This window comes from Sporomusa rhizae (assembly GCF_041428845.1).
Classification (GTDB): Bacteria; Bacillota; Negativicutes; order Sporomusales; family Sporomusaceae; genus Sporomusa; species Sporomusa rhizae.
Map to the genome: position 1 here is coordinate 1,118,796 of NZ_CP156925.1, position 21,388 is coordinate 1,140,183.

Genomic DNA, 21,388 nt, shown 5'->3' on the forward strand with positions numbered 1-21,388 from the left:
GCTTACCACCCCCGGGTATATTCTTCGGTGCAGGCAAGGCAGGCAGTTTTGCCGTTTTTTAAGCGGGCGCGGGCTTCCATAACTTTTTCGCCGCAGTATTCACAAATGACGGAGTTAAATATTTTAGCTTCCGATGGCAGATTTAGTTCAACGTCCTGGATTTTAAATAGTTCGCTGGCCGGGGTGGCCAGCATTCGGGTAGTACGTTCAGCTTGAAGCGTTTGCCAGGTTTCCTCTTGTTCAGGAGTAGCCTGTCCGCTGAATACGGCAGTCCGGAGAAACTGTTGATCTGGTGTCAGTGGCGTCATATCACCTGTCGCCACAATCCGCACAGCCTCACCGGTTTTACGGTTGCCAATGGTATAGGCTTGTTTGCCGTAGTCCTTATAAATCAGGTTGCCTTTACCAATGGTGCAGCCTAACAGAACTTGAATAGCGTCAATCCCACAGCCGTCGGATTCGACAATAGCTACAAGCTCTTCATCTTCGGCGCGTTCCACCTTAAGATGGGCTAATGCCGCTTTGGCGGCCATGTAGCCAATGGTTAGGCCGGGACAGCAGTGTCCGTGAAAATCAATAGCTTTCTGATAATCGATAGGGCGATTAGTCATAGCAAATACCTCCTCATGATTTTTTTATTTATTTAGCAAAAAAAGGCACAAAAACCTAATGGGAGCGTTTTCCCGACAAGGCTTCATACCTTTAGCTTTCAACATAATGTAATTTTTCACAATATCATTATCTCTTACTTTACGGGAGCTTGTCAATTCTTTTCTTAGTAAAAACCGGTATTTAAGGGTAATATGCACTTTTTTATTGACACACAAAAGTGAAATTTGGTACAATTGCAATAACGAGGTGGCTGAAGCCGCTTCAGGCCGTAGGAATTCGGTGTGGTGTTTCTGTTTGGAATATTTTTAAAACCTATATATTATATTTTGAGAAAGTAGCCATGAAGGTATTCGTGTCGAACGATATTTTCGCGGCTTTTTTTACGCATATGCCAATTCTGTTTGTTGGCTGTAACCAGTATGCTAAGTTTGCAGGAGTTTGGTAGTTGTTGCCGAATACATACGGCAATCGTCCAGTTTTAGGCGGAAGGTGGTCAATTTCATGTTAATTGCAGTTATTGATGGTATGGGCGGGGGTCTGGGGGTACAGTTAGTTACTCAGCTTTCGGCACAACTGGGACAAAAAGTAGATATTATCGCACTAGGAACCAACGCTCTAGCAACGAACAATATGGTACGAGCCGGAGCGATGCGTGGCGCAACCGGAGAAAATGCTGTTGTTGTATCAATTCGTAAAGTGGATGTCGTTGTGGGACCCATTGGCATTATTATTCCTAATTCTTTGATGGGGGAAATAACCCCAAAAATTGCTGAGGCTGTGGCTTCGTCTGATGCCCATAAGGTACTTGTGCCTGTTAACCAGCATCATTTTGACATTGTTGGCTTGGAAACCCGGCCGTTAGTAGTATCCATTAAAGAAGCTGTACTTAAGGTGAGTGATCTTGTGCATGGAAAAGGCTGGTAAATAACTAAAATAAACAACCCGGGTAACCGGGTTGTTATTGTTTTCCTGCTATTCCAGAAGAGTTGTCTTGCGGTCTGCACGCCACCACAGCACGCCGATGGTTGTAGTAATGAGCTCGGTGCAATAATCGTCAACCGCTCGATTGGCTAAAAACTCGGTGATTTTTGCTGTTGTTTCAGGTCCTTCCAGGCCGAATAACTTAAAGTAGCTGGTATAGTATTCAATCATATAAGGCAGGGTTTCCCGGTAGCGTTCCCGATAACTGTAAAATTTGATGTTAGGGAGAAACCGTTCCTGATAGAGAATATTAAAGGGATATTGTATATCAAAAGCTGCATTTTCAGGTGGAGTACCCATAAGGTGTTCCCAGAGGAGGGTACGTACCTTAATGTGATATGTACCGGCAAACCCGATAAGACAACAGATTCGCTGCGACACACTGTTCATTTTCATTAAGCTGTCATAGTCATTAATGGCCGCCGTATTAGCGGCAAAAACCACATCATAAGCTGGCTCGACCGGGATATCCAGCCAATCACCTTGGACTGGGGTGATCCGGCAGCTAAGGCCTTCATGATTAGCCTCCGATTGCAGCATGGACAGCATTTGGTTGGCTGTATCCAGTCCGGTAACCTGTCTGGCTTTATTGGCTAACGGCAGTGTGTAAGTACCAGCACCACAACCAATATCGAGAACTGTGCTAAAGGGGGTTATTACTCCGTCAGCAACAAGTCCATCAACAATGGCATTATATATAGGACGGCTTTGACGGTTGCGTAAGGCGTGAAGTTCGGCAAAATTATTCCAAAATTGCTGCCAATTCTGTTTGCTGTCAGAACCTGATTGACCGGCAGTGTCTCTCGCTTCCTGCCAGGCATCTGTCCAAAACTTGGTAGTACACATATAATGTCACCTTCCTGATAAAGCAATTAATAAAAAAAGGCATGAACAACCCAGGATTTTTCCTTAGGCTTCATACCAGACCTATTGAATCTTCATGATTCAAATACTACTTTAACTATAAATTGTTTTGTAGTAATTGTCAATTAGCAATCCTCTATCCAAAGCTCCGAGAAGCTTTGGATATCATTGTTTGTTCAAGGATAACAAAGCAGCGCCTGGTGGAAGCGCTGCTTTCATTTTTTCACTAGTGTCCCATATGTTGCATATGGCTATTGGGGTTGGAATTCCATCCCATAATTGTCGGGTCAACCATGCCGAAGATCATGGCTATATGTGCCACTATAAGGAAGACGGTCAAAAGAATAAAGTGGAGCTTCATTTTCTCATCTGTCGATTTTCCTTTGCCAATCACACCAAGCTCAAGCAAGGCAATACTAAAGAGGGGAATAACACCACTGAGATAGGAACCTACTGCCAGGATATCAGCAATCCCACGCCACTCAATGCTGGGGACAACTGTAATCAGCAAATTGAGGAAAATTCCTAAAAAATAAAAACCCAGGACAATTCCAATCCATTTGTTCAGGGTTTTCCAACCGCCGGCATTAGAACCGCGGAGAAACACCGTGAAGAATTCTGTTGCCACAAGTGCTTCTGCCAATGCTACCGGGATAACCATATAAATAATAAGGTTCCATGGTTGGTTGACAGCCAGTAATTCCATATAATGAGTCATTGTCATATACTACACCTTCCCTTTGCTTCAAGATTTAAGTACAGTATAGATGACAAATATGAAGAACTTATGCAGAACTTATGAAAAAATCATGAATTTTAAAAATGGACGAGATATTGACATTCGTTTTCCAGGATGTTATGCTAACTTCATAAACCAAAAATTACATATTATTGAGATAGGTGCCCTACGGGCTTAATAGGGAAGACCGGTTAAATGCCGGCGCGGTCCCGCCACTGTAACGGGGAGCAAGCTTAAGATTTGCCACTGGGATGTATATCCTGGGAAGGTTTAAGCAACTGCAAAGATCCGGAGTCAGGAGAACTGCCTGTCTGACAATCACCGTTTGTTACCCACGAGGTATGGGGAGGGGATTACAGTATACGCTTTATGGCGTACTAGCTTAATTCACTCCTGGTTAACTGCCAGGAGTTTTTATTTAGCATACTGTTTATTACTCCTGCCTTTTAAACGGCAGGAGTTTTAATATTTTAAGTCATTTTTCTTCAAACTCCTTTCGAACTTAGCGCGATGGCGCGGGTCAATTTGACCCTTATTTTTTAAAATTATGTAATACACATAAATCTAAGTAAATTCGTATTGTTTTTTTATCGGTGCAGTCAGTGCCGGGGACTAATGGATTGACAATCGCTTCCTGTGGTGATATGCTATTTTCATATAAGAAAACTAAATATGTTGAGATAGGTGCCTTACGGCTTAATAGGGAAGACCGGTTAAATGCCGGCGCGGTCCCGCCACTGTAACGGGGAGCAAGCTTAAGAAATGCCACTGGGATGAAATCTTGGGAAGGGTTAAGCAAGCAAAGATCCGGAGTCAGGAGAACTGCCTGTCTGACAATCACCGTTTGTTACCCACGAGGTATGGGGAGGGGATTACAGTATACGCTTTATGGCGTACTAGCTTAATTCACTCCTGGTTAACTGCCAGGAGTTTTCATTTAGCATACTGTTAAAAAACTCCTGACTGCAAATGGTCAGGAGTTTAAATTTTTATGCCATTTTTCTAAAGATTTCCTTTCGAACTTTGCGCCGATTGGCGCGGGTCAAATGACCCTCAATTTTTCCAAATAAGCATGATATACATATATATTATCTAGAGGGAGGACTGTGAACAGAGAACAGCATACGGTGTAATCGCCTGCTTTGGCTTGGAATTATAAGACATTTTGAGGAGTGAATTTGTTATGAAAAAACTGTATTCTTTATGTGTCACAATGTGCATGCTTGCCGTGTTTGGCTGCGTCAGTCTGCTTCCGTCGGTGGCGTCTGCTGCTCCGGCAGGTGCTGGTAAAAAGGCTATATTGGTTGTAAGCTTTGGCACTACTTATGCAGATACCAGAAAAGTGACCACGGAAGCTGTAGAAAACAAAATTCAGTCAGCTTTTCCGGATTATGAAGTTCGTCATGCTTTTACCTCCCGAATTATCATCAAAAAACTTGCTGATAGGGATGGACTGAAATTTGATACCGAAAAACAAGCATTAGAGAAATTGAAAGCAGAAGGGTACAAAGAAGTAATTATTCAGCCTCTTCACATTGAAGCTGGGGATGAATATGAAAAACTCATGCGTGTGGTTTCAACGTTTGAAAAGTCCTTTGACAAAATATCAGTGGGTCGACCGCTTCTTTATTATACTGGACAGGAAGGCGAAAAACCCGATGATTACTTGCTTGCTATAAAAGCATTACAAAATCAATTACCTAAAATAGGGAAAAATGAAGCGGTTGCTTTCATGGGACATGGCGGCGTCAATCCATCCAATACTGCTTATGCTGCCTTGCAGATGAAACTTCAAGATGCCGGTCTCAAAAATGTTTTTGTATTTACGGTTGAAGGATATCCCACAATAGAAAACCTTATTGAGAAACTAAAAACAAACAAAATTAAGAAAGTAACTTTAATGCCGATGATGTTGGTTGCTGGCGATCATGCTAATAATGATATGGCTGGCGATGATAAGGAATCATATAAATCACAATTGATTGCAGCCGGATTCCAGGTTGATGCTTATATCCATGGTTTAGGCGAAAACCCGGGAATTCAAGATATCTATGTACAGCACACTAAAGATGCTGTCGATAATAAGTATAAAGAACGCGGCAAAGATAAACCTACTATTCCGACTATTGAATAGAAAACCGGATAAAATATTAATAAAACTAAATATTATTGAGCTAGGTGCCCTACGGGGCTTAATAGGGAAGACCGGTTAAAAGCCGGCGCGGTCCCGCCACTGTAATGGGGAGCAAATCCAAGAGAATGCCACTGAGATGAAAAGTCTTGGGAAGGTTTGGATGCGCAATGAACCAGAGTCAGGAGAACTGCCTAACTGACAGTCACCGTTTTACCCACGAGGTATGGGGAGGGGATTACAGTACGCATCCTTTTATGTAGGAAATGTTATTAAAAGGCGATTACTGGATTTTACTCCTGGTACCTAGTGCCAGGAGTATTTATTTTGGTAGATACCCCGGACTGACAGGAAACAGTCCGGAGTTTTCTATAAAGCACATAAACTAAGTCCTTTGCTTAGCGCAGTAGCGCAGGGTCAATTTTGACCCTTCTTTTTTTAACGTCTATAAAATTTACATAAAGTAGACTTAGCTTCAGATGGGGTTTTGACCCCACCTGAAGGTTAGTCGCCCTTATCCAGAGACTTACGCTCGCCTGTGTCAGTAGGGGTATGACTTCCATTTGGAGAAGAGGGAGTCTTAGAGCGGCTTAGTCATCGGATAAACGAAGTCTTTGGTGTAAAGGGGGAAAAAGTTTGACCATCAAAAAAGCACTGGCTGGATTGGTAACAGTGCTGTATGTATTGTTCGCAATTCCTATTGGTCAGGCCAAAGATGGCTTGACTTTTTCCTGTCAACTTCCGTATTACTTGGGAAAGGTCAAGGATTCTGTAACTTCGGGTACACAAACAGCGGCGCTGTTTAATATTGAAAACCGCGACTCAGCCGATAAAGAGGTGGTCATTACCATCAGTCTGCCGCCAGGGTTTAGTCCTGTCGGAACTCAGGAAAATTGGGAGATAAAAAAAAGAACAGATTATTATGTTTTAACAAGGAAAATGCTGCTGCCAGGCGGCTATAGCCATTGGTACGATTTGCTGCCTCTCCAGGTGGCGTCGGAATTGCCGCCTGGCTCGTATACAGCCAGTATCACGGCAGGGGCGTTGACGCAGCAGGTGCCGGTTGCCGTGACGGCGTCTCAAACAGCTGACGTTTTGCCGATTACGGTAGTTGGTATTATTTTACCTTTAGATAAAGACGGTAACACCGATGATCGTAGGGGGCAAAACGTTTTATTGTTAAGAGACCGGCAATGGGATTATTACAAAAATTTGCTGATTGGCAAAGGGGCATCCAATCAGGAGGTTGAGGCTATTCACCCGGTAACGCATTTGGGGGTGGATATTGATAATCCTTCTGGAGTACAAAAGCTGGCAGTTGTTACCGTCCGCCTGCTGGATGCAGGCAGTCATCAGCCGGTAGCCGGCTTGTTTACTCCCGGAGCAACCAATGAAGATACAAATGGTGGCGCGTTGGACAGGCAAAAAGATTATTTAGAGTCTTTTGTGGCTCTAAACGGTGACACAAAGCAACGTCTGTTGATGCCGGTGTATGCCGATGAACGTGCATTAGCAGGCGGCGATTATATGTTACAGGCCGAAATCAGTGATGGGATTACACCCAACATAGTGTATGAGTCGCCGCTTACTATCGTGAAAAAAGATAGCAAAGCGCTGGTTGTAGTCAGTATAGCTGCATTGGCGGTAATGGCAGGTCTGATCGTAGCGTTTAGTCGTCTCAGGCGGGTGCTTGCGGCACTCAAAACCCGGTGGTTGGTAACAATCGCCTTATTTGGTGCGTCTGCTTTTGCCGTAGTTAATGTACCGTCTACCTTGTTAAATGATTTTTTTCACATTATATTGGGGCCGTTCGCTGTTATCGTTACCGGTCTGTTTAACGGAGTATTTCTCTATATGATGGTGGTGGCGCTGGTTATCTTAATTCCCCGCCCGGGCGTAGTTGCGCTTATGACGGTTATTCGCATGCTTTTAGCTATGCTGGCTTTTGGACAAATTTCACCAATTGGTGTGTTGTCCTATTGCTTGCAAGCCTTGCTTCTGGAACTATTCATTTATGGCAGCGGGATGTACGGCTGGCTGCAAAAACAGGAGGGTGAAAGAATCCCTGCAGGCAAAATAGTGCTTTTGGCTGTTTGCTGTGGTGTGGCTGATACTATTTCTACTTATGTATTGTTACAAGGTATGGCATTTTTGTATCGTATGTATTATGCAAGTTGGTATATTGCTATGGTGCTGGCCATCAACGGGTTTGTTTATACAGCGATAGGCGCTGCCTGTGGCACTGCTCTAGGCACCAGGTTAGCCAGGATAGGGGGTGACTGATCAGATGAAGGGCAATGTACAATTTTGTAATGTTTCCTTTACCTATAAGCATCGAAGTGCTCCCAGTATTAAAGATGTCAGTCTGGAGGTTGAACAAGGAGATTTCCTGCTATTAACCGGAGCCACCGGCTGTGGCAAAAGTACCTTGCTCAAAATGCTCAACGGCCTTATTCCCCACGACAGCGGCGGGAAGCTTGCGGGCGAAATATTGGTTGGCGGGCGCTCTACGCGTACTTTAGGTATAGCAGAGATGAGCCGCACTGTGGGTATGGTATTTCAAAATCCGGATGACCAGATTTTTTCTACAACGGTGTTCGATGAGGTTGCCTTTGTTTTAGAGAATATGGGGTTGAAGCAGGAACAAGTTGAGCCACAAGTTCAAGAAGCTTTACGGCTGGTAGGTTTGCTAGATAGAGCCGGCGCCAGCGTACATGCTTTGTCAGGCGGACAAAAACAGCGCCTGGCCGTAGCCGCCGTGCTGGCTGCTAAGCCGCAGGTGTTAGCGCTTGATGAACCGATCAGCCAGCTTGACCCGCAGGGTTCGGCTGAATTATTGGCGGTTTTGAAAGACCTTAATGTTAACATGGGAATTACGATTATCATTGTTGAGCACCGGCTGCATGAAGTATTGCCGCTCTGTCATAAGGTAGCAATCATGGAGGCCGGTAAGCTCATTTGGCAGGGGGTACGCGAAAAGGCGTACAGCCGTCAGGAAATATTTGCCGCAAACGGACTCAGGCTGCCGCAGTCTGTCGCCATTTGCCACCAACTTGGCGTTACGGCTTGTTCGGATAAGGTCAGTGATGCCGTAGCTGCGATCAGGAAATGTTACGATGTTCCCAAGTACACGCCGGTTACCGAACTGGCCGCGGCAGGTCTTAGGGGGCAGCAGCCGGCAGAGCTACCCGCGATTCGCGCTCAGCATTTGACTTTTTATTATGACAATCCGGAGCATGTAATCCTTAAGGAAGTGGAACTTGTTGTGCCTCCCGGGCAATTTATTGCCTTAATGGGAAGCAATGGGGCGGGTAAGTCCACCTTACTGCATTTGATTGGCGGGTTACTGAAACCCATTGCAGGTGACATAAAGGTGCTTGGAAAACAGGTTGCCGGTGTGACACCATCTGTTGGCATGGTTTTACAAAATCCGGACTTTATGCTGTTTAACAGCACTGTGCGTGAGGAAATTGGTTTTAGTCTGCGGCAGCAGCAAGGAAATGCTCCTGGCTGGACAGAGTATTGCCAACAACTTGTAGATAAATTGGGGCTGAATGATTTAGAAGAGGATTTTCCTCTGGCGTTAAGCCGTGGACAAAGACTCAGGGTGGCTATTGCCGCTGTATTAGTCGGTCAGCCACAGGTTTTGCTCTTAGATGAGCCGACAACCGGTCAGGATATAGGACATATTGAGGATATTGTCCTGGTGCTCAAAGAATATACCCGGCAAGGCGGCAGCATTATTTTTTGTACCCATGATACGGAAGTTGCTGCACGGTTTGCTGACCGAATTGTTGTTATGCGGCAAGGCAGGATTGTGGCCGACGATATACCGACCGCAATTTTTCAGGACCAGGATATGCTTAAGGCTACCGGACTTAAGCCGCCGGCAGCGCTTTGCCTCTCTCAGGCATTATATGGTGGCACTGCGCTTACGGTAGAGGAGGTGGTAGAGTATGTACGACAGACATGTATGGGAGGCTACACCCGGGCAGACTCTGCTTCATAGAATTGATGTCCGTACCAAACTGGTATTACTGATTTTGCTGGCGGCTCTGATTCTGCTTGTAGACAGTCCACGGTCATTATTTTTGTTATTTTGTTTAGCTCTGGGCCTGCATGTTGTTGCCCGCTCATCACCTGCCAGATGGCGTGTACTCATGGTGTTTGTCCTCTTAGGTATCTGGGGTTCGATGACAAGTCAGGCGCTGTTTTATTCCCGGGAGCCGCGAACTATTATTGCGTGTTTACTGCCGCCTGCCACACCGGCTTTTGGAGCATTGACCGGCGGGGTGTTCATTTACCGGGAAGGGTTGGAATACGGTGCTATCCAGGCACTGCGTTCCGGTACTATGCTCACATTAGGCCTGTTAATTAACTGGACATCAGATCCCCGTCAGTTGCTGCGCAGTCTGCTGTCATGGCGGCTGCCCTATGAATTGGGGTTTATGTTGATTACCGGTCTGCGGTTTTTGCCGGTAATCTTTCAAGAGACCGCGGTTGTGTTGACAGCGCAACGCCTTAGAGGGTTTAAACCATTCAGAACACTATCACCCAGTCGGCTGATACAGACCGCTTTTCAAACACTATTTCCTATACTGGCGCGAACGCTGCGCCGGGCGGCAACCTTGGCTGCTTCTGTTGAGAGCCGTGGCTTTGGCCGGGAAACACCGCAGGCTGTATTACCTAAATGGTCGCGTTATGAGCGCTTTTTTTGCCACTCCCTGCTATTGGCCGTGTCCTGTCTTATGGTTCTCAAAGCAGTGGATGCACTACAGTTTAATGGCTTGTTATATGTACCGTCCTGGCGGGGGTTATATGATTTGATGAAAGTGTGGCTGTAAGGCATATGAAGAAAAAACTCTTTACGATAATAATCACCGTGCTATTCATTGTTACATTGGGACTATTAGGATCGCATATTTTTAGCCTGGACAGTCGAATGAGTATGGCCGGTAAACAGAGTGGTACTCAGACCGGAGCTTATGTCAAAACAACGGAAACTGTGCTGGGGCAGACAGAAGTATATAACTACCAGCGAATGGGATTTAATAAAGGCTTTGTCCGCTTCTCACCTGACAGCCGCTATCTGGCAGTTGGATCGGAAACAGGCGAGGTACTGTTATTTAACACGAAAGGCAGCCTTGTTTGGCGGAAAAACATGGGGTTAGGAAAGATAACGGCAGTAGAGTTTTCTCCGGACGGACAGTCGATACTTATTGGCGAAAACAGTCCGCAGGGATATTTGTTTAGTCTTGCTGCCAAAGATGGCCGTGAGCTATGGCGGCAGGCCAGTGTGAATGAGCTGGGGGCGAACATTAAAGAAAAAACTTTCCCCGGTGTGGTAGCTGTCAAGACGGATGCCAACGGAATGATTTATGCGGTTGCGCAGCGGTATATAAGACAGCCTGACGGTCGTAACGAGTATATTGGCCGTATTTATAAATTTACGCCAGAGGGTGAACAGGTAGGGCTTTTTCCCAGTGACCACAATCTTGATGCCTGGGTAAGCTGGATTAGTGTCGATGCTGCTGGCGAAAGGGCCTATTTTGCCACGGCTAACTATGATATTGCGAAATATAAGTATGACCGGAGCATATATTGTTTGGACGGGAGGCTGGAAACAGTGTTGTGGAGCAATATCGTAGATGTAGCTCACCCGTATCAAAATGTTGCGATGCGCACAAGCCCGGAAGTAAGCGCTAATGGCCGCTATACAGCCGCTATTGCCAGTGATGGCCGCTGTTTTCTGTTTGATGGAATACAAGGTAAGGAACTATGGCGGCGCAGTATCAGCCAGCCGCAAAAAATTGCCGGTGTCTATATTAATGCCACAGGTAATTACGTTCAAATGTTCGGTGAGTATGTTGTGTTTACAACAGGCAATACCTATAACCGGGCCAATTGGCAGCTGCCAACCCCGGTGGAAAGTCCAAGCTCAAACAGTTTATTCGTTTTTGACTTACAGGGTAACTTGATGAATAACTATAAATTCGGCGGTATGATTGAGCAAATAGCGGCAGGCAGCAGGCAGGCAGCGTTAGCCGTCGGCCGGAATGTTCGTTCCAAAGACCTTTCAGTGCATGGTTTGTATATTGTAACAATACCGGAAGCGCAGTTAGTGGATCGTGTGGCTACTGACGGGCCTTGTATTGCGGCCGATATCAGTGCGGACGGGAAATATGCCGCCGGTATTGAAGCACCGATCCAGCTTGACGACGGACGGGTCGTTGGAGAATATAAGTTAGTGTTATTAACAAGACAGGAATAACAATATGGATATTTCGTTAGCATTATCAGATGTTTTGAAAATGTGGAAAACGGCGTTACCGGCCATGTTTTTAGGCTGTTATTGCGGTGTGGCTCTTAAAAACGGCCGTTTTTTTGCTTGGTTCAGCAAAGTGTTGCGGCCACTGACAGAACTAGGTAAATTGCCGGAAGCTTTAGGACCTTTTTTTATTTTATGTTTACTGAACAGGTATGCGGCTAATGCTATGCTGGCGGAATTCGGACGTAACGCTGTTGTAAGTAGAACAGGCGTCATTGCTGTTTATCTGATGGGGTCTCTGCCTACCGGTATCTATTTTACTATCTTTAATTTCAGTCCGGCTTTGATTGCCGGATTGGGGTGGAAACTGGGCATGGTATTTATTGCAATAAATATTGGCATAAGTACGCTGGTAACAATTTTGGGGATAGTATGGAATCGTATTATTTTCCGGCAAGCTATTGCCGGCCATCCGGAACACCTGCAGGCATTTTCCGGCATGGCAGCCGATAAAACCGATCTGCTAGCGGCGGCCAGAAAGGCTTTTGGGCAATTTTGGGATATAGCCGTAGTTTTTATGCCGGTTACATTTGGCTTTGCGCTGTTTATGCATACAGGAATTTTTAACGATATTCTGACAGTTGTAGCTCCTGTTTTACATAAAGTTAATTTGACTGCAGCCGGAGTTTTGGTCATTTTGGCAGGTATACCTACGATGCTTGCGGCCATAGGTGTTGCCGGAACGCTGCTGCAAAGCGGCGCACTGGCGGCGGAGGAGATAATTTTTACGCTTTTGGTGGCATCCTTTTTTCATAATGTATATGATGCTGTATCCCGTGTATTACCGACAAATTTATCAATATTTGGCGCTAGACTGGGTGTTATTGTTTCGGTAATAGGTACCGCCATTTATCTTGCAATAGTGGTGCTAGTCGCCGGTATTGCTCTGTATATAGGAAATATTCAATAGTGAATTTAAAATTGTTGACAATCTTTGTCAACTTATGATATTCTCAAAAAGCTATAGCTTCAAAGGACAAATACATATATTGAGATAGGTGCCCATAAGGGCTTAATAGGGAAGCCGGTTAAAAGCCGGCGCGGTCCCGCCACTGTAACGGGGAGTAAGCTTAAGATATGCCACTGGGATGTCATTCCTGGGAAGGTTTAAGCGAGCTATGATCCGGAGCCAGGAGAACTGCCTGTTTGACAATCACCGTTTGTTACCCACGAGGTATGGGGAGGGGATTACAGTAGCGCAGCGATTGCTGATCTGTTTAATTCACTCTTGGTTTTTTTGACCAGGAGTTTTGTATTTTTCTACTGTTTATTACTTCTGACCTTACTGGTTGGGAGTTTATTTTTTTATATTACTTTCTTCGACGAGCTCCTTGTGAATAATGTGCTTTATGCCGAAGCGGCTAAATTAGTCGACTATACGGATTTTTATTTTTTGACAGAGAGGAGATGGTGATTTGAAGAGAAAAGAGCTTGTGCATCGCTTGGCGCAGATGGTTATTACTCTTCTCGGTGTCAGCTTCCTGACGTTTTGTCTGATGTATTTGTCGCCGGGGGATCCGGTAGAGATGCTGTTGGAGGTAGGCGATACCATTGTTTCGGAGGAAACGATTGCCGAGACGCGGGCACAGCTGGGGCTGGATCAGCCGTTTCATGTACAGTACGTCCGCTGGCTTGCCGGTGTTTTGCAGGGAGATATGGGGATGTCCTATTCGGCGAAGATGCCGGTTGCTGAGCGGCTCTGGCAGTGCCTGCCGGGAACGTTGGTACTGGCAGGCTCGGCTCTGGTAATGATGCTTTTGATCTCGGTGCCGTGCGGGATTCTGTCGGCGGTATATCGAAACCGTGGCGTTGATTATCTGATTCGCGGCATTTCGTTTTTAGGCGTATCTATGCCGAGCTTTTGGGTAGGGCTTATCCTGCTCTATGTTCTGGGGCTGAAGCTGAGGCTTTTCCCGATTGCAGGCGGTGTAGTGTCGCCGGACCGGATGGTGCTTCCCGCGTTCACACTGGCTATTGCGATGTCGGCTAAATACACGCGGCAGGTGCGCACGGCGGTTTTGGAGGAACTGGGGCAGGATTATATCATTGGTGCCCGGACGCGAGGCTTTCCCATGCGGAAAATTCTCTGGCGGCATGTGCTGCCGAATGCCTGTCTGCCGCTCATTACGCTCCTGGGCTTGTCGATTGGCTGGCTGTTGGGCGGCGTGGCTGTTATTGAGATGGTCTTCTCCTGGCCGGGACTTGGCAAGATGGCTGTACATGCCATAGAGATGCGTGATTATCCGCTGGTACAGGGCTTTGTCCTCTGGATTGCTGTTTTGTATATGGGGATTAATCTGCTGGTGGATATATCCTATACCTATCTTGATCCACGGCTGAAAAAAGGAGGGCACTGAGTGTCGTTTTGGACAAAAGATAAATTCCTGTTTGGACTGTTTACATTTTTGGTTCTAGTGATTGCAGGCCTGGCGGTATTGGCGCCATGGCTGGCTCCTTACGACCCGTATGATGCGGTGATGCGGCAGTCGCTACAGGCACCGTCGGCGGAGCATCTGTTCGGTACGGACAAGCTCGGGCGTGACTGCTTATCGCGAATTCTCTACGGGACGCGGACCTCCCTCTTAATGACGCTGTCACTGGTCGTCATTATTTCGGTGATAGGGACATTCGTTGGTGTGGTCGCCGGCTACTCGGGCGGCAAGGTGGATACAGTGCTTATGCGCATTGTGGATATGATGCTGGCTTTTCCGGGCATCGTGCTGGCTATTGCCATTGCCGGCATGATGGGCGGGAATATACTCAATACAATTCTGGCGCTGGCGGCGGTGAGCTGGACAAAATATGCGCGTTTGGGACGCAGCCTCACCTTGAAGCTGCGGGAACGTGATTTTATTGCGGCAGCCGTAACCAATGGAACAAAACCGCTCCACATCCTTTGGCGCCACATTTTGCCGAATATCCTGCCAACCATTGTTGTGACGGCCGCCATGGATATCGGTACGATGATCATGGAACTTGCCGGGTTGTCCTTTCTGGGCTTTGGCGCGCAGCCGCCGACACCGGAATGGGGGCTTATGCTCAACGAGGGCAGACAGCATATCCAGACGGCTCCCTGGCTGATGATTTATCCGGGGGCTGCGATTCTGGCAGTTGTAGCAATCTTTAACCTTTGGGGAGACAGCCTGCGCGACATCATGGATCCGCAGCGGGCCAACTGAGTGAGAACATAGAAAGGGTGAGGTTTATGAAGGGTTTGGGAAGATTTATTTGTGTGCTGCTGATGATTTGCATGTCGGCGGTCTTTATGGCAGGCTGCGGCGGCAGCGGCAAAAAGGAAGCCGACAAAAAGACACTGAAAATTGGTGTAACAAATTTTGCGGATTCGCTGGAACCGACGGAAAATTATTTTGGCTGGGTAGTCATGCGTTATGGCATGGGGGAAAGCCTGGCAAAATTTGATGAAAAAATGAATGTACAGCCGTGGCTGGCTGAAAGCTGGCAGATCAGCGCCGATCATTTGACATGGACCTTCAAAATTAGAGACGGGGTGAAATTTTCAAACGGAAAGTCGCTGGATGCTGCCGCTGTCAAGGCTTCTCTGGAAAGATCCTTTGCCAAGAATAAGCGCGCGACGACTTTCTTTAAGTATAAGGACATGACTGCTGACGGTCAGACGCTTACCATCCGTACGGAAAAGCCGGAGCCGAATATGCCGGGATTCTTAGCCGATCCGCTCTTCTTGATTGTAGATGTATCGGCTGAATCAGGACGTAATTTTGCCAAAGAAGGTCCGATTACCACCGGTCCTTATATGTGCCAGTCCTTCGTCAAGGATAAAGCGGTCATGGTAAAAAATTCGTACTACTGGGACGGTGAAGTGCCATATGAAACAATTGAAATCCCGTCCATTGACGATCCGAACACACGGGCGATGGCTCTGCAGTCCGGCGAGGTAGACATGGCAGTCAACATTGCGGCAGGCGACATCGGCCTCTTTAATGATACTGCAAAGTTTCATATCGACAGAATTTCCTCGCTGCGCACAGTACTTGCACGTATTAACCAGCAGGGAGCCCTGGGCGACCCGAAGGTTCGTGCGGCTTTCATCAGCGCTTGCGACAGAAAGGCATACAATGAGGTTATTCTGAAAGGAACTTTTATTGAAGGCAAGGCGCCTGTACCGCCGTCTATGGATTACGGCTTTGACCAGCTCAAGGATCCGAACAGCTACAATGTTGAACGGGCGAAACAGCTTTTGGCTCAAGCCGGCTGGCAAGATACGGACGGCGACGGCATACTCGAAAAGGATGGCAAGAAGCTCACTGTAGATTTTGTAGTGTACAACAGCCGCGCGGAACTGCCGATTTATGCTGAGGCCGTGCAGTCAGATACGAAGAAGGTTGGCTTTGATGTAAAAATCAAGACAGTAGATTATAATTTGATCGACAAAATGGGGATTAACGGCGATTATGGACTTTTAATATCGAATATCACGACGGCAAATACCGGTGATCCGGAGATCTTTTTGAACTGGTATTGGCGAACGAATAAAAACGGCGATAACCCCCAGAATGGCTCCGGCTATAGTAACCCGGAGCTGGATGCGAAGTTTGCCCAGCTCTCCACGGAGTTCGACCATCAAAAGCGCCGTCAGCTCATCGTCGACATTCAGCAGATCATCATGAACGATGGCGCGGCTCTTTTCCTGGGTTATCCGGAAACCAACATCATCAGCTCGACCTCGATTGCAGGCGCGAAGATGTATCCGTCCGATTATTACTGGGTGACCAATAAGATTAGACCGGCAAAAAAATAGATCGCATGAAGGAGAACTGAGATGTTGATAGAGGTATCGGAGCTTTCGGTATCCTACGCGGAACATGAAATCGTCCGGAATGTGAATTTATCGCTCGATGAAGGAGAAATCCTGGCAATTGTGGGAGAAAGCGGCAGCGGCAAGACAACGGTTATTCGCGCCATCCTTGGCTGCCTGCCGCATGAGGGGCGTGTGAGCGGCGGGAGGATACTTTTTGAAGGCAGGAATGTATTGGAAAATACGTCTGACGAGTGGTGTCGCCTCTGTGGAACAAAGGCGGCCATGGTTTTTCAGGACAGCGGCAATATGCTGGATCCAATCCGGCGTATCGGCAGCCAATTCGTAGAGTATATCCGCGAGCATTCGCCGCTGACCAAACAGGAAGCAGCCAGGGCGGCAGAGGACATGCTCAGGAAGATGCACTTGCCTAACCCGGAAAATATTATGAAGAGCTATCCGTTTGAACTGAGCGGCGGCATGCGTCAGCGTGTCGGTGTGGCCATGGCCATGTTTTTCAAACCGCGCCTGCTGCTGGCGGATGAGCCGACCTCGGCCCTGGATGTGACGACGCAGGCGCAAGTGGTAAAGGAAATGATGGAGATCTGCCGGAAGGATAAAACGGCAATCATTATTGTTACCCATAATATTGGAGTGGCAGCCTATATGTCGGATAAACTGATCGTCATGCAAGCAGGAAGAATCGTCGAATCCGGCGGAACGGACGAGATTATCTCCCGGCCGCAGTCGGCGTATACCAAAGAACTTTTAGCTGCGGTACCGCAGGTCGGAGGGAAAAGATATGTCGGCTGAGAAAGAAGAAATCCTGACAATCGAGCATATCGTAAAACGCTTCCCGGTAGCCGACGGTCGCATGCTGACAGCCTGCGATAATGTATCGCTGTCGCTTTATCCGGGAGAAACACTGAGTGTTGTCGGTGAAAGCGGCTGCGGCAAAAGTACGCTCGTCAAACTGATCATGCAGCTCTATGCGCCGACAAGCGGGGCTATCTGCTATCGGGGCGAGGATCTTACACGGCTCAAGGGAGAACGTATGCGGCAGAGCCGGCGGCATATCCAGATGGTGTTTCAGGACCCGGCGCAGGCTTTCAATCCGAAGATGAAGATACAAGACATCCTCTGCGAACCGCTGCGCAACTTCAAGCTGGTAAAAGACCGCGAGGCAGGGCAAAAGGCGGAAGAACTTTTGCGCCTGGTTGAACTGCCGGAACAATTTGCCGACCGCTATCCCGGCAATATGAGTGGCGGGCAGCGTCAGCGCATCGGGATTGCCCGTGCGCTGGCGCTTGAACCGGAAATCCTCGTATGTGATGAGGCGACAAGTGCGTTAGATGTTTCCGTGCAGAGAAAAATCGTGGAACTTCTGGTCAGAGTACAACAGGAAAAGAATCTGGCTATGATTTTCATCTGTCATGATTTGGCTCTGGTATCGCAGATCAGTCATCGCATCGCTGTTATGTATCTCGGCAATATCGTCGAGGTCCTTGCGGGCAGCGCGCTGAATGAGGCGAAGCATCCTTATACGCAGGCGCTGCTGCAGGCGGTTTTCCCGGTGCGGAAAAAAGGGGCGGCAGAGGTTCGGCCGCTGGCGGGGGAGATACCAAGTCCGCTTGCGTTGCCGCCAGGGTGTCCGTTTCAGACCAGGTGCCCGGAAAACAGGGAGATATGCCGGCAAGAAAAGCCGGTGCTTAAAGAGCTTTCTAAAGGTCACAGCGTTGCCTGCCATTTTGTTTCATAACTTGTAATTAGCCTTTGAAAAGGGGACTGTTTTCATTTAGCAGTTTTGAAACTGTTGAAAAAATTGTGGAATTGCAATTATGCCTGTGATCAGAAAAGGATAGGTTGAAGAAATTCAATCTATCCTTATAAAGTCAATTTTATTAACAAGATTGTGGGTATTGTGGCTTGGTATTCTAGTAAAAGATGAGAAAGGTCTTTGTATAATTCTGGTACCAGAACCAATAAAAGAAGGGATAGGATTGCTTTAGATGCAGGATTTGGTTATACGTACAATCAAAGCAGAAGATGTTGATGCTGTACAAAATTTTCTAATGCGGCAGCTTAAGGATTTGTTTGCTCATGAAGGCCAGTCGGCCATAACCGACGATGTCTGGGGGCTGAAAAAGACGTATTTGGAGCCTCCAAATTGCAATATGTGGGGAGTATTCACACCGGCGGGCGAAGTTATCGGTACTGCGGCAGTTTGTGCTTACAATGACAGGATTGCACTGCTGAAGGGATGTTATGCTGCCGGTACTACGGCTGAAATTGGGCGTTGCTATATTGATAAGCGGTTAAGACGGCGGGGGATAGGATCTGAACTGGTAAAAAAAATAACTGAATTTTGTATTGAACAAGGGTACTTTGTCATGTATCTTCATACCCACAGGTTTTTGCCCGGCGGTTTTAACTTTTGGGAAAAACAGGGATTTAAAATTACTGTTGATGAAGCTGGTATTGCTGAAATTGTACATATGGAGAAGCTGCTTTTATAACCGGATGCCAACCTTCCCACTCCGGCGACCGCTGGGAGGGGGGGGGCGCGGAAAAGCTGAGAAACTTTGCTTGCATGTTTGTGCTTCAGTGCTGAAACTAAGTAAACCGTCGGATTTCAATACATTCCGTAGTATGTTGTAGAATGGCGAAATTTGGATTGACATCTCTTTGGGGCTATGTTACCCTTAAATCAGGTTATGCAGCCTAAAGACAATTTAATGCATTGAGTTAGGTGCCCTACGGGGCTTAATAGGGAAGACCGGTGAAATACCGGCGCGGTCCCGCCACTGTAATGGGGAGTGAACCCAAAAAAATGCCACTGGGATGAGAATCCTGGGAAGGTTTGGGGAAGCTGTGATCCAGAGCCAGGAGAACTGCCTATCTGACAATCGCCGTTTGACCTACGAGAGATGGGGAGGTGATTACAGTCCGAAGTGTGCTAACGTAAGCGGAATAGTAAGATATTGCTGTTTTCTGCTGTATTGCGCCTGCTGTACTGTATTCGCTCCGACACATAGTCAGGAGTTTTTTTATTTTGCATTTGCCTAAAGACAATTCAATACATAGAGTTAGGTGCCCTTCGGGGCTTAATAGGGAAGACCGGTGAAATGCCGGCGCGGTCCCGCCACTGTAATGGGGAGTGAACCCAAAAAAATGCCACTGGGATGAGAATCCTGGGAAGGCTTGGGGAAGCTGTGATCCAGAGCCAGGAGAACTGCCTATCTGACAATCACCGTTTGACCTACGAGAGATGGGGAGGGGATTACAGACCAAAGTATGTTTGCTTATGATGAGACGGGGATGTCTCTTGGTTAAGCTGTGCATACTGTATGCTGTATTCACTCCTGACACATAGTCAGGAGTTTTTATTTGCTGTGTTTCTGTATTCTTCTCCCGATATACTCGGGAGTTTTTTATTTGACTTTGTCCTTTAGAACATGCAAGGTCTGAAAATTTTTAATTTTAACGCTAAGTGTTGGAATGGACAGGTGCGCAGAACCAATGGTGCAGGACCCAGTGTGGACAGGGTAGCTGATGATTTTATGGGAGAGGATGATTTAATGTGAGTAATGAACAAGTGATTCAAAAACTTATAGCAAATGCAAAAAACGCTCAGCATGTTTTGGAAAATTATAAACAAGAGCAAGTCGATAATTTAGTCAGAGTCATCGGTAAAACCGTATATGAAAACGCGGAACTGCTTTCAAGAGAAGCGGTGGAAGAAACAAGAATGGGTGTATACGAAGACAAAGTAGCTAAATGCCAGGGAAAAGCGAAGGCTATTTGGCATAGCCTCAAAAACAAAAGATCAGTCGGAATCATTAAAGAGGAACCGGAAAAAGGGCTGTTGTATGTTGCCAAACCCAAAGGAGTGGTTGGTGCCGTAACTCCTACCACCAATCCTGTTGTTACGCCGATGTGTAATGCCATGTTTGCGATAAAAGGAAGAAATACAATCATAGTTGCACCTCATCCCCGGTCGAAAAAAACGTCGGCCCATACCGTGCAATTAATAAATCAGCAATTAAAAGAGCTTGGCGCACCGGCAAATCTGGTACAGATCATTGAAGAGCCGAGCGTGGAATTAACACAAGAACTTATGCAAGCTGTGGATGTGGTAATTGCCACAGGCGGTATGGGAATGGTAAAGGCTGCCTATTCCAGCGGCAAACCGGCTTACGGTGTTGGCGCGGGTAATGTCCAGGTCATAGTTGACCGGGACTATGACTATGATCAAGCCGCAAAGGATATCATTACCGGCAGAAAGTTTGATAACGGAATTATTTGCTCTGGTGAACAATGCATTATAGCCCCAAGCGAACAACATGCTGAAATTATGGACAAATTTGTAGAAAATGGTGCGGCCTACTTTAGCAATGACGACACTGTAGATAAATTTAGACAGGTTATGTTTGTTGATGGCGCACTTAACGGTAAAATAGTTGGACAATCGGTGGAATTTATTGCTAAGTTGGCCGGAGTGGACGTTGCCCCCGGGACCAAAGTCATTATTTTAAAAGCAAGAGGCAAGGGCGACGCGGATGTGCTGTGCCGGGAAAAAATGTGTCCGGTTTTAATTACGTTACCCTACGATACCTTTGAAGAAGCACTGGATATCGCCAAAACCAATTTGCTGTATGAAGGGGCCGGGCATTCTGCCGCCATTCATTCCTCCAATCATCTGCATATCAGTCAGGCAGGGATTAAGCTGCCTATCAGCCGGCTGGTTGTGAATCAGGCGTCTTCAACCAATGCAGGCGGAAGTTTTCATAACGGGTTTATGCCGACTACCACTTTAGGTTGTGGCTCGTGGGGGAATAACAGTATTTCGGAAAACCTGACTTATGAACATTTGATTAATATATCCAGGATCGGCTATTTCAACAAAAATGCTTATATTCCATCGAATGAAGAGATATGGGCCTTACGGTAGTAAACAAA

The 21,388-nt window shown here is 46.8% G+C and carries 17 protein-coding genes and 6 riboswitches; of the genes, 14 read left to right on the top strand and 3 right to left on the bottom strand.

Annotation, left to right across the window (positions count from 1 at the left end; translation table 11 throughout):
• Positions 1-2: 2 nt before the first annotated feature.
• Positions 3-611: an FmdE family protein gene (locus SRRS_RS05115; RefSeq protein ID WP_371366821.1), complete on the bottom strand. Its 609-nt coding sequence runs from the start codon at positions 609-611 to the stop codon at positions 3-5.
• Between the two features lie 502 nt (positions 612-1,113).
• On the opposite strand from SRRS_RS05115, the gene SRRS_RS05120 reads away from it, so the two are divergent.
• On the top strand, positions 1,114-1,536 hold the full coding sequence (locus SRRS_RS05120) for a DUF3842 family protein (RefSeq protein WP_371366823.1): 423 nt from the start codon (positions 1,114-1,116) through the stop codon (positions 1,534-1,536).
• Between the two features lie 48 nt (positions 1,537-1,584).
• Here SRRS_RS05120 and SRRS_RS05125 read toward each other — a convergent pair whose 3' ends face one another.
• Together SRRS_RS05125 and SRRS_RS05130 are read right to left on the bottom strand one after the other, a co-directional pair.
• Positions 1,585-2,439, bottom strand: coding sequence for a class I SAM-dependent methyltransferase (locus tag SRRS_RS05125; protein WP_371366825.1), 855 nt, complete (start codon positions 2,437-2,439; stop codon positions 1,585-1,587).
• Positions 2,440-2,683: 244 nt separating this feature from the next.
• Positions 2,684-3,181, bottom strand: a complete 498-nt coding sequence (locus SRRS_RS05130) for a DUF6803 family protein (protein ID WP_371366827.1) — start codon at positions 3,179-3,181, stop codon at positions 2,684-2,686.
• Positions 3,182-3,338: 157 nt separating this feature from the next.
• A riboswitch (cobalamin riboswitch) is annotated at positions 3,339-3,522 on the top strand.
• A gap of 339 nt (positions 3,523-3,861) precedes the next feature.
• Positions 3,862-4,041, top strand: a riboswitch (cobalamin riboswitch).
• 338 nt (positions 4,042-4,379) lie between these two features.
• Here SRRS_RS05130 and SRRS_RS05135 point away from each other — a divergent pair.
• The 13 genes from SRRS_RS05135 (at position 4,380) to SRRS_RS05195 (ending at position 21,380) form a co-directional block, all read left to right on the top strand.
• Positions 4,380-5,330: a sirohydrochlorin cobaltochelatase gene (locus SRRS_RS05135; protein WP_371366829.1), complete on the top strand. Its 951-nt coding sequence runs from the start codon at positions 4,380-4,382 to the stop codon at positions 5,328-5,330.
• A gap of 25 nt (positions 5,331-5,355) precedes the next feature.
• Positions 5,356-5,540: riboswitch (cobalamin riboswitch) on the top strand.
• A gap of 423 nt (positions 5,541-5,963) precedes the next feature.
• Entirely contained in the window at positions 5,964-7,610 is a 1,647-nt protein-coding gene (locus SRRS_RS05140) for a hypothetical protein (protein WP_371366831.1), read from the top strand.
• Between the two features lie 4 nt (positions 7,611-7,614).
• On the top strand, positions 7,615-9,336 hold the full coding sequence (locus SRRS_RS05145) for an ABC transporter ATP-binding protein (RefSeq protein ID WP_371366833.1): 1,722 nt from the start codon (positions 7,615-7,617) through the stop codon (positions 9,334-9,336).
• Positions 9,284-10,171, top strand: coding sequence for an energy-coupling factor transporter transmembrane protein EcfT (locus tag SRRS_RS05150; protein ID WP_371366835.1), 888 nt, complete (start codon positions 9,284-9,286; stop codon positions 10,169-10,171). The genes SRRS_RS05145 and SRRS_RS05150 overlap by 53 nt, the downstream gene beginning before the upstream one ends.
• Before the next feature lie 5 nt (positions 10,172-10,176).
• On the top strand, positions 10,177-11,598 hold the full coding sequence (locus SRRS_RS05155) for a PQQ-binding-like beta-propeller repeat protein (RefSeq protein ID WP_371366837.1): 1,422 nt from the start codon (positions 10,177-10,179) through the stop codon (positions 11,596-11,598).
• Between the two features lie 4 nt (positions 11,599-11,602).
• Complete coding sequence (locus SRRS_RS05160; RefSeq protein WP_371366839.1) at positions 11,603-12,565, top strand: hypothetical protein; 963 nt, start codon at positions 11,603-11,605, stop codon at positions 12,563-12,565.
• Between the two features lie 69 nt (positions 12,566-12,634).
• Positions 12,635-12,816: riboswitch (cobalamin riboswitch) on the top strand.
• 254 nt (positions 12,817-13,070) lie between these two features.
• Positions 13,071-14,012: a nickel ABC transporter permease gene (gene nikB, locus SRRS_RS05165; RefSeq protein ID WP_371366841.1), complete on the top strand. Its 942-nt coding sequence runs from the start codon at positions 13,071-13,073 to the stop codon at positions 14,010-14,012.
• Positions 14,013-14,834: a nickel transporter permease gene (nikC, locus tag SRRS_RS05170; RefSeq protein WP_371366843.1), complete on the top strand. Its 822-nt coding sequence runs from the start codon at positions 14,013-14,015 to the stop codon at positions 14,832-14,834.
• Positions 14,835-14,860: 26 nt separating this feature from the next.
• A complete protein-coding gene (locus tag SRRS_RS05175) occupies positions 14,861-16,432 on the top strand; it encodes an ABC transporter substrate-binding protein (RefSeq protein WP_371366845.1) in 1,572 nt (523 codons plus the stop codon).
• Positions 16,433-16,453: 21 nt separating this feature from the next.
• Positions 16,454-17,242, top strand: coding sequence for an ABC transporter ATP-binding protein (locus SRRS_RS05180; RefSeq protein WP_371366846.1), 789 nt, complete (start codon positions 16,454-16,456; stop codon positions 17,240-17,242).
• On the top strand, positions 17,232-18,188 hold the full coding sequence (locus tag SRRS_RS05185) for an ABC transporter ATP-binding protein (protein WP_371366848.1): 957 nt from the start codon (positions 17,232-17,234) through the stop codon (positions 18,186-18,188). Before SRRS_RS05180 ends, SRRS_RS05185 begins: the two co-directional genes overlap by 11 nt.
• 250 nt (positions 18,189-18,438) lie before the next feature.
• Positions 18,439-18,945, top strand: coding sequence for a GNAT family N-acetyltransferase (locus tag SRRS_RS05190; protein WP_371366850.1), 507 nt, complete (start codon positions 18,439-18,441; stop codon positions 18,943-18,945).
• 214 nt (positions 18,946-19,159) lie between these two features.
• Positions 19,160-19,343, top strand: a riboswitch (cobalamin riboswitch).
• Positions 19,344-19,500: 157 nt separating this feature from the next.
• A riboswitch (cobalamin riboswitch) is annotated at positions 19,501-19,684 on the top strand.
• A 325-nt stretch (positions 19,685-20,009) separates the two neighbouring features.
• Positions 20,010-21,380 (top strand): aldehyde dehydrogenase family protein, encoded by a 1,371-nt coding sequence (locus tag SRRS_RS05195; protein ID WP_371366852.1) that lies wholly within the window; start codon positions 20,010-20,012, stop codon positions 21,378-21,380.
• Positions 21,381-21,388 lie beyond the last annotated feature (8 nt).